This is a genomic window from Streptomyces djakartensis (genome assembly GCF_014651075.1).
In the GTDB taxonomy this organism is placed as follows: Bacteria; Actinomycetota; Actinomycetes; order Streptomycetales; family Streptomycetaceae; genus Streptomyces; species Streptomyces djakartensis.
Window position 1 is genome coordinate 43,167 of sequence record NZ_BMWE01000022.1, and the last position, 13,438, is coordinate 56,604.

The 13,438-nt window shown below is 71.0% G+C and carries 12 protein-coding genes; 3 read left to right on the plus strand and 9 right to left on the minus strand.

Translation table 11 applies throughout. The annotated features are described in order from the left end of the window. Nucleotides 1-67: 67 nt before the first annotated feature. A complete protein-coding gene (ftsY, locus tag IE212_RS29065) occupies nt 68-1,267 on the minus strand; it encodes a signal recognition particle-docking protein FtsY (RefSeq protein ID WP_190200946.1) in 1,200 nt (399 codons plus the stop codon). Between the two features lie 154 nt (nt 1,268-1,421). Here ftsY and IE212_RS29070 point away from each other — a divergent pair, with 154 nt between their 5' ends. Further along, nucleotides 1,422-2,414, plus strand: a complete 993-nt coding sequence (locus IE212_RS29070) for an LLM class flavin-dependent oxidoreductase (RefSeq protein WP_190200947.1) — start codon at nt 1,422-1,424, stop codon at nt 2,412-2,414. A 204-nt stretch (nt 2,415-2,618) separates the two neighbouring features. Here IE212_RS29070 and IE212_RS29075 read toward each other — a convergent pair whose 3' ends face one another. The 4 genes from IE212_RS29075 to IE212_RS29090 form a co-directional block, all read right to left on the minus strand. Further along, a complete protein-coding gene (locus IE212_RS29075) occupies nt 2,619-4,037 on the minus strand; it encodes a sugar porter family MFS transporter (protein ID WP_190200948.1) in 1,419 nt (472 codons plus the stop codon). A gap of 222 nt (nt 4,038-4,259) precedes the next feature. Then, on the minus strand, nt 4,260-7,874 hold the full coding sequence (gene smc / locus IE212_RS29080) for a chromosome segregation protein SMC (protein ID WP_190200949.1): 3,615 nt from the start codon (nt 7,872-7,874) through the stop codon (nt 4,260-4,262). A 214-nt stretch (nt 7,875-8,088) separates the two neighbouring features. Further along, nucleotides 8,089-8,292, minus strand: coding sequence for a hypothetical protein (locus IE212_RS29085; RefSeq protein ID WP_003993245.1), 204 nt, complete (start codon nt 8,290-8,292; stop codon nt 8,089-8,091). Between the two features lie 378 nt (nt 8,293-8,670). Then, nucleotides 8,671-8,952: an acylphosphatase gene (locus IE212_RS29090; RefSeq protein ID WP_190200950.1), complete on the minus strand. Its 282-nt coding sequence runs from the start codon at nt 8,950-8,952 to the stop codon at nt 8,671-8,673. Between the two features lie 161 nt (nt 8,953-9,113). On the opposite strand from IE212_RS29090, the gene IE212_RS29095 reads away from it, so the two are divergent. Together IE212_RS29095 and IE212_RS29100 are read left to right on the plus strand one after the other, a co-directional pair. Next, nucleotides 9,114-10,268, plus strand: a complete 1,155-nt coding sequence (locus IE212_RS29095; RefSeq protein ID WP_190200951.1) for a CAP domain-containing protein — start codon at nt 9,114-9,116, stop codon at nt 10,266-10,268. 70 nt (nt 10,269-10,338) lie between these two features. Next, nucleotides 10,339-10,737 (plus strand): winged helix-turn-helix transcriptional regulator, encoded by a 399-nt coding sequence (locus tag IE212_RS29100; protein ID WP_190200952.1) that lies wholly within the window; start codon nt 10,339-10,341, stop codon nt 10,735-10,737. Here IE212_RS29100 and mutM read toward each other — a convergent pair. From mutM to IE212_RS29120, 4 genes are all read right to left on the minus strand, one after another. Beyond that, complete coding sequence (gene mutM / locus IE212_RS29105) at nt 10,727-11,587, minus strand: bifunctional DNA-formamidopyrimidine glycosylase/DNA-(apurinic or apyrimidinic site) lyase (protein ID WP_190200953.1); 861 nt, start codon at nt 11,585-11,587, stop codon at nt 10,727-10,729. The two genes, IE212_RS29100 and mutM, sit on opposite strands and share 11 nt — an antisense overlap. Nucleotides 11,588-11,699: 112 nt before the next feature. Then, the gene (gene rnc, locus IE212_RS29110) at nt 11,700-12,512 is read right to left on the minus strand and encodes a ribonuclease III (RefSeq protein WP_190200992.1); all 813 of its coding nucleotides are present in this window, start codon (nt 12,510-12,512) and stop codon (nt 11,700-11,702) included. 19 nt (nt 12,513-12,531) lie between these two features. Then, on the minus strand, nt 12,532-12,705 hold the full coding sequence (rpmF, locus tag IE212_RS29115) for a 50S ribosomal protein L32 (protein WP_003951102.1): 174 nt from the start codon (nt 12,703-12,705) through the stop codon (nt 12,532-12,534). A gap of 2 nt (nt 12,706-12,707) precedes the next feature. Next, a complete protein-coding gene (locus IE212_RS29120; RefSeq protein WP_190200954.1) occupies nt 12,708-13,352 on the minus strand; it encodes a YceD family protein in 645 nt (214 codons plus the stop codon). Nucleotides 13,353-13,438 lie beyond the last annotated feature (86 nt).

A 13,438-nucleotide genomic window follows, 5' to 3' on the forward strand; every position in this document is an offset into this window, starting at 1 on the left:
GGCCTTCCTGGCTGTACGGGACCACATACGGACATCCGGAGGTGGTCCGCTCCGCGGAGTCCGGAGATCACTCCCCGATCAGGGCGTCGACGAACGCCTCCGGCTCGAACGGCGCCAGGTCGTCCGCGCCCTCGCCCAGTCCGACCAGCTTGACCGGTACGCCCAGCTCGCGCTGGACCGCGACCACGATGCCGCCCTTCGCCGTGCCGTCCAGCTTGGTGAGGACGATGCCGGTGATGTCGACGACCTCGGCGAAGACCCGGGCCTGGACCAGACCGTTCTGGCCGGTCGTGGCGTCGAGTACGAGCAGCACCTCGTCGACCGGGGCGTGCTTCTCCACGACGCGCTTGACCTTGCCGAGTTCGTCCATGAGGCCGGTCTTGGTGTGCAGGCGGCCCGCGGTGTCGATGAGCACGACGTTCGCGCCCATCTCCTTGCCCTCCTTGACCGCGTCGAAGGCGACGGAGGCCGGGTCACCGCCCTCCGGTCCGCGCACGGTGTGGGCGCCGACGCGCTCGCCCCAGGTCTGGAGCTGATCGGCGGCGGCCGCCCGGAAGGTGTCGGCGGCGCCGAGGACGACGCTCTGTCCGTCGGCCACCAGGACGCGGGCGAGCTTGCCGGTGGTGGTGGTCTTGCCGGTGCCGTTGACGCCGACGACCATCACGATGCCGGGCTTGCGGTCCTCCGGCTCGGTCTTGACCGCGCGGTCCATGTCGCGGCCGACCAGGGTGAGGAGTTCCTCACGCAGCAGGGTGCGCAGCTCCTCGGGCGTGCGGGTGCCGAGCACCTTCACGCGTTCGCGCAGACGCTCGACCAGCTCCTGGGTGGGCTGCACGCCGACGTCGGCGGTGAGCAGGGTGTCCTCGATCTCCTCCCAGGTGTCCTCGTCGAGGTGCTCGCGGGAGAGCAGGGTGAGCAGTCCCTGACCGAGGGCGTTCTGCGAGCGGGAGAGCCGGGCCCGCAGCCGGACCAGGCGGCCGGCGGTGGGCTCCGGGATCTCGATCTCGGGAGCTTCGGCGGGGGGCTCCTCGACGGCTACGGGAGCCGAGCCGTCCGGAAGATCCACCTCCTCTATCGTGCGCCGCGGTTCCTCCCGCGGCGTCTCGGCCTCGTCGCCGACGTGCGGCTCGGCCGGTGGGGCGGTGATGTCGGGCGCCGCGGGCGGGGGCGGGGGCAGCTGCTTCTTGCGCCGGCTGCCGACGATGAGCCCGCCGAGCGCGCCGAGCACGACCACGGCGATGACTACAGCAAGGATGACAATTTCCATAACAAGCCCAGTATGGCGTGACCGCCCGCGCGGCCGTTCGCTGTCCACGCGGGGGCGCTGGACTCGCGGGCGCGCCCAGTGGCGCCGCCCCTGGCTACCTGACGAGTCGTCAGCTATGGTCCCCGCACAGCCGCCGGTGGAGGGAGCCGCCCCCATGCCCGTCACGGTCGTACGCTTCAACCTCGTCGCTCCCGGGGCAGGCCCCGCAGAGCTCGGCACCCGTTACCGGGCGGCCCTGGAGATGGCCGCGTACGCCGACGACCGGGGCGTCGCCACCGTGCAGACGGAGGAGCACCACGGGGCCGGCGACAACTGGCTTCCGTCGCCGTTCGCCTTCGCGGGGGCGGTCTTCGGCGCCACCCGGCGTGTCGCGGTCACCGTGTCGGCGGTCATCGGCCCGCTGCACGACCCGCTGCGGCTCGCCGAGGAGATCGCCGTGCTGGACCTGCTGAGCGGCGGGCGGCTGGTGACGGTCGCCGGGATCGGGTACCGGCCCGAGGAGTACGACCTGTTCGGCGTGGATTTCGCCCGGCGCGGGCGGCTCCAGGACGAGCTGCTCCGGACGCTGCTCCAGGCGTGGACGGGCGAGCCCTTCTCCTTCCGGGGCCGCACGGTCCGGATCACCCCGCGCCCTTTCACCGAGCCGCACCCGCTGCTCCTGGTCGGCGGCTCCTCGAAGGCGGCCGCCCGCCGGGCCGCCCGGCTCGGGCTGCCCTTCTTCCCCAGCGCGCACCTGCCGGAGCTGGAGTCGTACTACACGGAGCGGCTCGCCGAGTACGGCACGGAGGGCTGGGTCATGATGCCCGCCGCCGAGACGCCGCTGCTGCATGTGGCCGAGGACCCGGACCTGGCCTGGGCGCGGTACGGGCAGCACTTCCTGCACGAGGCGCTGACGTACGCCTCCTGGCAGTCCGGCGGGGTGCGGTCGGCGGTGAAGTCGGCCGCGACGACGGTGGAAGAGCTGCGCGCGGAAGGCGTGTACCGGATCCTCACGCCGGAGCAGTGCGCGGGACTGGGACTGGGCTCCTATGTCCTGCATCCGCTCGCGGGCGGGATGCCGGTGGAAGAGGGGTGGCGGAGCCTGCAGCTGTTCTGCGAGCAGGTGCTGCCGGGGCTGGGGAGCCGACCGCTCCCGGATGTCCGGTGATCCGCCGAGCGGCCCTGCTCCGCTTCCTCGCTGGGCGCCATGTTCCTTCCCGTACCGGCGGACGGCGACGGGGCGGCGTCCTCGTCCGGTGGCACGACGTACCGCCGCCCCGGCTCGGGCAGTGGCCGAACCGGGGCGGTGGCGGGTTACGGGGAGAGGGGCAGCGGGGACTTTGGCCCTTCTCCCCGAGCGGGTGGGACGGGCTCAGCCCATCTCCTCCAGGGCCTTGCCCTTCGTCTCCTTGACGAACTTCAGGACGAACGGGATGGAGAGCGCGGCGAAGGCCGTGTAGATCACGTAGGTGACGGAGAGGTTCCAGTCGGCCAGCGACGGGAAGCTGGCGGTGATGGCCCAGTTGGCGATCCACTGCGCGGCGGCGGCCACGCCGAGCGCGGCGGCGCGGATCCGGTTGGGGAACATCTCGCCGAGCATGACCCAGACGACCACACCCCAGGACAGGGCGAAGAAGAGCACGAAGACGTGCGCGGCGATCAGGGCGATCCAGCCCTGCGTGGCCGGCAGCCTGCCGTCGACGAGGGGGTGGGAGAACGCCCAGGCCTCCAGCGCCAGGCCGACGACCATGCCGACCGAGCCGATGATCGCGAGCGGACGGCGGCCGATGCGGTCGACGAAGATCATCGCGATGACGGTGCCGACGATGTTGATGATCGACGTGGTGAAGGAGTAGAAGAACGAGTCGGCGGGGTCGACGCCGACGGACTGCCACAGCGTCGCGGAGTAGTAGAAGGCGACGTTGATGCCGACGAACTGCTGGAAGACCGACAGGCCGATGCCGATCCAGACGATCGGCTTGAAGAGGAAGCCACCGCCGAGCAGATCCTTGAAGCTCGACTTGTGCTCGCTCTTCATGGCGCCCTCGATCTCGGCGACACGGGCGTCCAGGTCGACGTCCTTGCCCTCGACCTCGGCGAGGATCTCCCGGGCGCGCTCGTGCTTGCCGACCGAGATGAGGAAGCGCGGGGACTCGGGGATGGCGAAGGAGAGCAGGCCGTAGAGGACGGCGGGGACGACCATGACGCCGAGCATGATCTGCCAGGCCTCCAGGCCCATCAGCTCACCGCGCTGGTCGCCGTCGGCGGCGTTCAGCACACCCCAGTTGACCAGCTGCGACACGGCGATGCCGATGACGATCGCGGCCTGCTGGAAGGAGCCGAGCCGGCCGCGGTAGGCGGGCGGGGCGACCTCGGCGATGTAGGCCGGGCCGATCACGGAGGCCATGCCGATGGCGAAACCGCCGACGACCCGCCAGAAGGCGAGGTCCCACAGCGCGAAGGGCAGCGCGGAGCCGACGGCGCTGATGGTGAAGAGGGCCGCGGCGATCTGCATGCACCGGATGCGGCCGATGCGGTCGGCTATGCGGCCGGCGGTCGCGGCGCCGACGGCGCAGCCGATGAGGGCGATGGCGATGACCTGGGCGAGGGCCGCGGAGCCGACGTCGTAGCGGTCACGGATGGCCTCGACGGCGCCGTTGATCACGGAACTGTCGTAGCCGAAGAGGAAACCGCCCATCGCGGCCGCCGCCGCGATGAAGATGACGTGCCCGAGATGATCGGGTTGAGCCGTCCTGGCTCCTGACTTGGGTGCCTGCTCTGTGCTGGTCACGTGTACTCCTCGGGCCACCGGCAACGCTGCCGGAGGGGGGATCAGCCCTTCGAGGTGCCACCTGAAGGTACCTGAAGGTAAAAGGAACGTTGCCGAGACTATGCCTTCAAGTTTCGAAGTCAATAGGTCGGCCCTGTGAATCTGAGGCAGGAGTGTGTCGACGATGTGTTCAAGAATTGAAGCCTCAGGGCCGCAGGTGAGGTCGGTGTAAACCACACGCACCTAGCGGAGGCGCTGGCTGATGACCTTCGACACACCGTCGCCCTGCATGGAGACGCCGTAGAGGGCGTCGGCGACCTCCATCGTGCGCTTCTGGTGGGTGATCACGATCAGCTGGGATGCTTCCTGGAGCTCCTGCATGATCCGGATGAGGCGCTGGAGATTGGTGTCGTCGAGGGCGGCCTCGACCTCGTCCATGACGTAGAACGGGCTGGGCCGTGCCTTGAAGATGGACACGAGCATCGCCACAGCGGTCAGCGACCGCTCCCCGCCGGAGAGCAGTGACAGCCGCTTGACCTTCTTGCCCGGTGGCCGGGCCTCGACGTCCACACCCGTGGTGAGCATGTTGTCGGGGTCGGTCAGGATCAGCCGTCCCTCACCACCCGGGAACAGGCGTGAGAACACACCCTCGAACTCCCGGGCCGTGTCCCGGTAGGCCTCGGTGAACACCTGCTCGACGCGCTCGTCGACCTCCTTCACCACCTGCAGGAGGTCCGCCCGCGTCTTCTTGAGGTCCTCGAGCTGTTCACTGAGGAACTGGTGGCGTTCCTCCAGTGCCGCGAACTCCTCCAGGGCGAGCGGGTTCACCTTGCCGAGCTGCTGGTAGGCACGCTCGGCGGCCTTGAGGCGCTTCTCCTGCTCGGCCCGGACGAAGGGCCTCGGCCGGTTGCGCGGATGCTCCGGATCGTCCGGCAGCTCCTCGCCGTCGGCGGGGGGCGAGGGCGGCACGAGCTGATGCGGACCGTACTCCGCCACCAGTCCGGCCGGTTCCACACCCAGCTCCTCCAGCGCCTTGGTCTCCAGCTGCTCGATCCGCAGCCGCTTCTCGGCGCCGAGTACCTCGCCACGGTGGACCGAATCCGTCAACTTGTCGAGTTCGGCCTTGAGATCGCGCCCCTCGGTGCGGGCGCGGGCGAGTTCCTGCTCACGGCGGGCCTTGGCGGCCTCGGCGGCGGTGCGTTCCTCGTCGGCGCGGGCCAGGGAGACCTCGACGTGTCCGAGCAGCTGCCGGGCGCCCGAGCCGACGGCTTCGGCGACGGCGGCCTCGTGCCGCAGCCGGGCCCGCCGCTGCTCGGCACGCGCGCGTGCCTCGCGTTCCGCGCGGGCGGCCCGGTCCAGCGAGTCGGCGCGCCCGGCGAGGCCCTTGACCCGTTCCTCGTGCGTCCGGACCTGGAGGCGGGCCTCCATCTCGGTCTGCCGGGCGTTGGCGCCGTCGGCGGCGAGCCGGTCCCGTGCGGCGGTGTCGGGCTCCTCCTCGATCGGCGTCTCCTCGGCGACGGCCAGCCGCTCGGCGAGTTCCTCGACCTCTTGGAGTGCCGTGTCGAGGGCGTCCTGGGCACGGGCCGCCGCGGCCGTCGACCGCTCGGCCTCGCCCGCCGCGCCACGGGCCTGCCCGGCGAGCCGGCCGAGCTGCTGGGCCACGGACGACTTCTCCCGGTCGGCGGCCCGGCGCCGCTCCCCCAGTTCCTCGACGAGTGCGGCGCATTCCCGGCGGTGCTCTGCGGCCGCGTGCTGGGCCTCGGTCAGCTCCTCGCAGCGGACGGCGAGCTCTTCCAGCTCTGCGGCGGCTTCGTCGACGGAGGCCTGGACCTCCAGGAGGCTGGGGGCACCGGCGGAGCCGCCGTGGGCGAAGTGCGTGCCGAGGAGATCGCCTTCGGCGGTCACGGCGGTGAGGTGGGGGTGGGCCTGGACGAGGTCTTCGGCGTCCTCGAGGGTGCTGACGACGACGATCCCCCGCAGGAGCCGCCGTACGGCGGGCATGAGGTCGGCAGGGCCGCGGACCAGGTCTGCCGCGAAGGTCTGTCGTGCGTCTGCGGCTTCTTGGGGGCCGGTCGCGCCCGCGCGGCCGCAGCCGCTTGTCGGCTGCGGCCCCGCGCCCCTCGGGGACGTGTCGTCCGGCGCCCCCGAGAGGAGCAGGGTCGCTCGGCCTCCGTCCTGCTTACGCAGCAGGCGGATGGCGTCGGCGGCTGCCGACGGGGCCGTGACGGCCAAGGCGTCAGCGGCGACACCGAACGCCGCGGCGAGGGCGACCTCATGCCCCGGGGTCACCGTCAGGAGTTCCGCCGCCGGTCCCAGCAGGCCGGAGAGACGGTCCTTCGCCGCGAGCAGTGTTCCGGTGCCGTCCTTGCGGCGGAGCCCCAGCGCCAGCGCCTCGTGGCGGGCCTGGGTGGCGGCTCTTCTGCGTTCCGCCGCGGTGGCCGCCTCGCGGGCTGCGGTGAGGGCGGTCTCGGCCTCGGCCAGCCGCTGTTTCGCCGCCTCGTGCCGTTCGGCGAGCTCGGCGTCACCGGCGTCGAGGCCGTCGACCTCGGCCTTGAGTGCCTCGTACTCCTCCTGGGCGGCGACGGCGCGTTCCCGGGCCTCGTCGCGGGCGGCGGCCAGACGCTCGATCTCGGCCTGGGCCGAGGCGGCGCGCGAGCGGGCCGCGTTGACCTGTCCGCTGAGCCGGGCCAGTCCCTCGCGCCGGTCGGCGATGGCGCGGGCGACGTCCTTCAGGCGCCGCTCCTCCTCGCTCAGCGCGCGTTCCAGTTCGGCACGGTGGGCGACCGTGTCCTCCAGGGCTCGTTCGGCCGCCTCCAGGGCGGCCTCCAGCTCCGCCTCCTGCTCGCGGATGCGGGCCGCCTCGCGTTCCAGGTCCTCGGGGTCGCGGCCACGCCGCTCCTCGGGGGGCGCGGAGGTGGCGCTCTTCACCCGGGCGTCGGCCAGCGAGATCGTGCCGCGTACCCGCTCGGCGAGCTGGGAGAGCTCGTACCAGGTCTGCTGGGCGCGCTGGAGGCGTGGCGTGAGCTGCCGCACCTCGTCCTCCAGGAGGGCCTCGCGCTGGAGGGCCTTGCGCAGCTCCTGCTCGGCGGCCTCCTTGCGCTCCTTCAGCGCGGCCTCGTCGGCGACCTCGGCCTTGAGGGCTTCCCGCAGTCGTACGAGGTCGTCGGCGAGGAGGCGGAGACGGGCGTCGCGCAGGTCGGCCTGGATGACGGCGGCCCGTCGCGCCACCGCCGCCTGGCGGCCCAGCGGCTTCAGCTGGCGGCGCAGTTCGTCGGTCAGGTCTTGCACGCGCGCGAGGTTGGCCTGCATCGCGTCCAGCTTGCGCAGCGCCTTCTCCTTGCGCTTGCGGTGCTTGAGGACGCCCGCGGCCTCCTCGATGAAGGCGCGGCGGCCCATGGGGTCGGCGTGCAGCACGGAGTCGAGCTGGCCCTGCCCGACGATGACGTGCATCTCACGGCCGATGCCGGAGTCGGAGAGGAGCTCCTGGATGTCGAGGAGACGGCAGGTGTCGCCGTTGATCTGGTACTCGCTGCCGCCGTTGCGGAACATGATCCGCGTGATGGTGACCTCGGCGTACTCGATGGGCAGGGCCCCGTCGGAGTTGTCGATGGTCAGCGACACCTCGGCGCGGCCCAGGGGCGGACGGCCGGTGGTGCCGGCGAAGATGACGTCCTCCATCTTGCCGCCGCGCAGCGATTTGGCGCCCTGCTCGCCCATGACCCAGCTGAGGGCGTCCACGACGTTGGACTTGCCCGAGCCGTTCGGTCCGACGACGCACGTGATCCCGGGTTCGAACCGGAGTGTGGTCGCCGAGGCGAACGACTTGAACCCGCGGAGGGTCAGGGCCTTGAGGTGCACGCCGCCGGACTCTACCGCCCGGGTTCGTCTCACTCCATGAACCCACGGTTTCGCCGCTGAACGCGCAGGGCACACCAAACGTTAAAGACGGTGAAAGGATGCGGGGGAAACGAAAGAAAGAAGGGACGCCGACGGCGTCCCTTGCACTTCTGACAACTGAGCGGCTGTGACGGGCGGCCCGACCACTGCTTGCCGATGTGGAGCGGTGCAGTGATCAGGTGAGCGCAGGCTCCGCCTGGTGTGCGTCAACGCTCTCCATGATCCTGTCGTGAGAAGCGGCAGCCGTCAGCGCTTCGTTCTCCGCCTGGATCCGTACGAGCTCGGATTCCAGGTCCTGGACGCGCTGCTGGAGCCGTCGCATCTCGGCGAGGAGTCGAGGGTCGGAGCCGCCGACGTAACCGAGAAGCGCCTTTGCCATGATGGATGGTCCTCCACAATGAGTGACCGACCGATGCGGTGTGGGTCGTGAGGGATTCGCACCCGCAGCTTGGCAGGGCCTGGAGTTGTGCTGCCGTTCAGCCATGCCAAACAGCTAAGGTGCGCGGGGCTTTCAGCGTCTCACCAAAAAGTTTGACGGTCAACACGATCACGCCCCGTATTGGGGGCAACCCGGGCGCAAGCGGCCAAGAACGGCGGCGCTGCGGCTTCTGCGGGCCCCTGGGGGCGTGGCGATCATCCTTGCGTGTGCGGCCGTCCAGGGCAAGCGTTTCTCGGCAATCACCAGCGGGTTTCCGTCCCCGCCGGCCCTCGGGGGCGGTCCGCCGGGCGGCCATGAGGGCCGCCCGGCGGTGCCGGATCAGCGGATGGCGAAGCCCTCGTAGCCGCCGCGAGGTGTGTCCCACATCTCGGTGACACCCTCCACGCTGCCGGGCGTGTCGTCACTCCCGAGCCATTCCAGGAGACCTTCACAGCTCTCTCGCGCGCCCTCCGCGACGACCTGGACCCGCCCATCGCCCAAATTGAGAGCAAAACCACTCAGGCCGCCGATCTCCAGGGCCTTGGCCCGGGTGAACCAGCGGAAACCCACACCTTGGACACGTCCGCGCACCCAGGCGACCAATCGCACGTCCTCGCTCATGACTGCAACCTAACCGCCTGATCTCCCGCCGGGCACTTCCTCCACTTGCGCCATGCGGTACCGTCCCCACCCAACGAATCTCATATGAAACTCACACGATCTAGTGGGTTTGGTGTTGATCTCGAGGACGAGTCGACCGCCAGGACGAGGAAGGCCAGGACATGGGACGCCACCGACGCTCCGCCGACGGCCGCGCCGCCACGGGCCGCGCCGGGGGGATCGCGCATGCCGACGGCTTCGCGGAGAGCCACGACCCGCGGTACTCCCCCGCGGGTGACGACGCGCCGACGATGGGCATCGCGCCCTACCTGAACCCGGAGGCGTACGCCGGCACCTACGCCAAGAGCGAGGCCTACCTGTTCGAGGAGGGCTCAGGGGCGGGTGGCCAGTACGCCGCTGTCCCCGGCCCCCGGACCGGCGACACGGCCGTCTTCGCGGCCGACGGCTTCGAGCCCGACGCCGGGGCCCGGCGCCACGGCTCCCACCGGCGCCGCAAGAAGACCGCCAAGCCGATGCGCGCCGGACTGCTCGGTGTTTCCGCCGCGGTCGCCCTCGGTACGGTCGCGGTGGCCACGGGCGCGGTGCCCGGCCTCGACAACTACAAGCTCGGCGGCGACAGCGGCGGCGACAAGGTGCAGGCCGCGGACACGCCCACGAACTCCCCGAGTGAGCTGGGCGGCGCCTCCGGCGACGCGGACGGCCGGGGCTCCACGCCCACGAGCCGCAACGCCGAACGCCCCGCCTCGCCGTCGCCGTCCGCCTCGAAGTCGTCGGCCGCGCCGACGAAGACGCCGGAGAAGCCGGCCAGGACGCCGGAGAAGACCAGGACTCCGGAGAAGAAGCCGACGGCCACACCCAGCGAGAAGCCGGAGAACACGCCCTCCCGGACGGCCACCAGGGCGCCGGAGAAGCCCAGCGCCCCGGCCGCGCTCTCCGAGGAGTCCGCCGCCGCGGCCCAGGTGCTCAGCCTCGTGAACGAGGAGCGGGCCAAGGTGGGCTGCAGCCCGGTCGCCGCGAACAGCGCCCTGACCGAGCTGGCCCAGAGCTACAGCGAGGACATGGCCGCGCGGGGCTTCTTCGACCACACCGACCCGAACGGCCGGACGCCCTGGGACCGGGCCGCGAAGGCCGGGATATCCAACCTCGGCGGGGAGAACATAGCCCGGGGCCAGGCCGACGCCGCGGCCGTGATGGACGCGTGGATGAACAGCCCCGGCCACCGCGCCAACATCCTGAACTGCGACTTCAAGACGCTGGGTGTCGGTGTGAAGCTCGGGTCGGGCGGTCCGTGGTGGACCCAGAACTTCGGCTACTAGCCCCCGGCAGTCACTAACCAAGAGTTAGCGCAGCGTGTTGGTTAGCGCTGTGCTGGCGTACGCTGGGGCCATGACCACCACCCAGGAGCTCGCGGAGGGGCTGGACGACCTCCCGTACAACGTGTTCGCCAGGGCCTGCCCGTCGCGCGGCACGCTGGAGCATGTCACGGGCCGCTGGGGCGGACTCATCCTGTGCGCCCTGTTCGAGGGCTCCCTGCGCTTCAACGAGCTGCGGCGCCGCGTCGACGGGGTGAGCGAGAAGATGCTGTCCCAGACGCTGCACGCGCTGGAGCGCGACGGCCTGGTGCACCGTGAGGCCCAGCCGACGAATCCGCCGCGGGTGGACTACGAACTGACGCCGCTGGGACACGGCGTCGCCGAGCGGCTGCACGCCATGGTCCACTTCGTGGAGGCCAACATGGACGAGGTGCTGGCCGCGCGCGAGCGGTACGACTCGGCTAGGGCGTGATCCGCGGCGGCCGCTGGCACTTCGGGCAGTAGTAGCTGGACCGGTTCATCCAGGGACGTCGGCGCATCGCCGTGCCGCAGCGTCGGCACGGCAGACCTTCCCGGCCGTACGCGTCGAGGGACCGGTCGAAGTAGCCCGACTCGCCGTTGACGTTGACGTACAGGCTGTCGAAGCTGGTGCCGCCCACCGCGAGGGCGGAATTCATCACGTCCCGTACATGGCCCAGGAGCGACCCTGTACGCGGGCGGGTGAAGGTCGCGGTCGGGCGCTCGTAGTGGATCCGGGCGCGCCACAGGGCCTCGTCCGCGTAGATGTTGCCGACGCCGCTGATCAGCGACTGGTCGAGCAGCGCCCGCTTGATCGTGGACCGCTTGCGGCGCAGGGCCCGGTGGAAGGCCTCGTCGTCGAAGAGCTCGTCGAGCGGGTCGCGGGCGATGTGCGCGATGACGTCGGGCAGGCCGTCCGGGGTGTTGTCGTGCAGCGACAGCCCGCCGAAGGTGCGCTGGTCGACGAAGCGGAGCTCGGTGTCCAGGGCGTCGGTGAAGCGGACGCGGATGCGCAGGTGCTTCTCGTCCGGGGCGGTGTGCGGCTGGACCAGCAGCTGTCCGCTCATGCCGAGGTGAGCCAGGATCGACTGGTCCGTGTCCTCCAGAGGCAGCCACAGGTACTTGCCGCGGCGGCTCGGGACGCCGATGCGGTGACCTTTCAGGCGGTGCGCGAAGTCGTCGGCGCCCGCGACGTGGCGCCGCACCGCGCGCGGGTGCAGCACCTCCGCCTCGGCGACGGTCCGGTGGGCGACCCACCGCTCGAGACCGCGCCGGACGACCTCGACCTCGGGCAACTCGGGCATGGGGTCCCCCGTCACGAACCTGTTGGATGACCGGAGCGCCCGCCCAGGGCAGGGGGCGGGCGCTCGGGTGCGCTGTGCTGCGCCGGCCGGCTGGGGCGCCGGGCGGCGGCTGTCAGCCGTCGACGCTGCCGTCGACGGCCGTGTGGGCGGCATGGGCGGCTGCCGTCTGCGTCGCCTCGGCGGCCTTCGCCGCCTTGGCGCGCTCGTCCGCCGCAGCCCGGATGGACCGCCAGGCGGATTCCGCGGCCTGCTGCTCGGCCTCCTTCTTGCTGCGGCCGGTGCCGGTGCCGTACGAGACGCCTCCGACGCGGGCGGCAGCAGTGAAGGTCTTCTCGTGGTCGGGGCCGGTCTCGGTGACGAGGTACTCGGGCACGCCGAGCCCCTCGGTCGCGGTGAGCTCCTGGAGACTGGTCTTCCAGTCCAGGCCGGCTCCGAGGTTGGAGGACTTCTCGATCAGGGGGTCGAACAGGCGGTGCACGAGCTCCGCCGCGCAGTCCAGGCCCTGGTCGAGGTAGACCGCGCCGATCACCGCTTCGAGCGTGTCGGCGAGGATGGACGCCTTGTCCCGGCCGCCCGTGCCCTCTTCACCGCGGCCGAGCCGGATGAAGGAGCCCAGGTCGAGCCCACGGCCCACCTCCGCGAGCGCACGCGAGTTCACCACCGCGGCCCGGAGCTTGGCCAGCTGGCCCTCGGGCAGGTCGGGGTGGGTTCGGTACAGCGTGTCCGTGACGACGAGGCCGAGCACGGAGTCCCCGAGGAACTCCAGTCGCTCGTTCGTCGGCAGACCGCCGTTCTCGTACGCGTACGAACGGTGGGTCAGCGCTCGCACCAGAAGGGCGGACTCGACCTTGTAGCCGAGCCGCCCTTCCAGAAGCGTGTGGGACGAGGCCTGGTTGTCCGCAGAGTTTTTCTTCGGCGTGGACACAGTGCCTCTCACCAGCCGCTCAGACCTCGAGGACCTGGCGCTTGTTGTAGGTGCCGCACGACGGGCACGCGATGTGCTGCTGCTTGGGCTCGTGGCAGCGCTCGCACGCAACCAGGGTGGGGACCGCAGCCTTCCACTGCGACCGGCGGTGGCGCGTGTTGCTGCGCGACATCTTCCGCTTCGGAACAGCCACGGCTACTTCTCCTGCTTCTCGTCGACGCCCGGTTCGGCGCCGCTCATCTCGTCCTTCTCGCCGTCCTTCATGGTGTCGGCGAGTCCCTGCAATGCCGCCCAACGGATGTCGACGGCGTCGTGGTGGTGGTCCGGGTCGTCCGCCAGCCGCGCGCCGCACTCGGCGCACAGACCAGGGCAGTCTTCCTGGCACACCGGCTGCATCGGCAGTGCGAGCACCACCGCATCACGCAGCACGGGCTCGAGGTCGAACAGGCCGTCCTCGAGGAAGAGCCTGTCCTCGTCGTCCTCGGCGTCGTCGCCCGGTTCCGCGATCGCGCGGCCCCGGTCGTCGGCGTCAGGGTACGAGAACATCTCCTGGAAATCCGCTTCGACGTCCATCCGAAGCGGCTCCAGACACCTTACGCACTCCCCCTCGGCGCCGGCACGGGCGGTGCCCGTGACGAGCACCCCTTCCATGACCGACTCCAGACGGAGGTCGAGCTCCACCGGGGCGCCTTCCGGCACTCCGATGACTCCCTTGATACCGAAGTCCTTGGGAGCGTCGACCGTGCGGGTCAGGCGCTGCAGCGCACCGGGCCGCCGGCCCAGCTCGTGTGTGTCGAACACGAGGGGGTTGCGGTGGTCGAGGCGGGCGTTCAGAGCCATTCCTGCTTTCGATCTCGTAGCTCAGAGGGTTGCTGCCCTTCGATGTTCCGGGCAGCGTTGATCGCGGACGTACGCGCGACCGAAGA

Excerpts from the sequence above, each read along its gene's own strand:
- ftsY (WP_190200946.1), bottom strand. The coding sequence starts at position 1,267 with ATGGAAATTGTCATCCTTGCTGTAGTCATCGCCGTGGTCGTGCTCGGC.
- IE212_RS29070 (WP_190200947.1), top strand. The coding sequence starts at position 1,422 with ATGCCCGTCACGGTCGTACGCTTCAACCTCGTCGCTCCCGGGGCAGGC.
- IE212_RS29085 (WP_003993245.1), bottom strand. The coding sequence starts at position 8,292 with ATGGCAAAGGCGCTTCTCGGTTACGTCGGCGGCTCCGACCCTCGACTC.
- IE212_RS29090 (WP_190200950.1), bottom strand. The coding sequence starts at position 8,952 with ATGAGCGAGGACGTGCGATTGGTCGCCTGGGTGCGCGGACGTGTCCAA.
- IE212_RS29095 (WP_190200951.1), top strand. The coding sequence starts at position 9,114 with ATGGGACGCCACCGACGCTCCGCCGACGGCCGCGCCGCCACGGGCCGC.
- IE212_RS29100 (WP_190200952.1), top strand. The coding sequence starts at position 10,339 with ATGACCACCACCCAGGAGCTCGCGGAGGGGCTGGACGACCTCCCGTAC.
- mutM (WP_190200953.1), bottom strand. The coding sequence starts at position 11,587 with ATGCCCGAGTTGCCCGAGGTCGAGGTCGTCCGGCGCGGTCTCGAGCGG.
- IE212_RS29120 (WP_190200954.1), bottom strand. The coding sequence starts at position 13,352 with ATGGCTCTGAACGCCCGCCTCGACCACCGCAACCCCCTCGTGTTCGAC.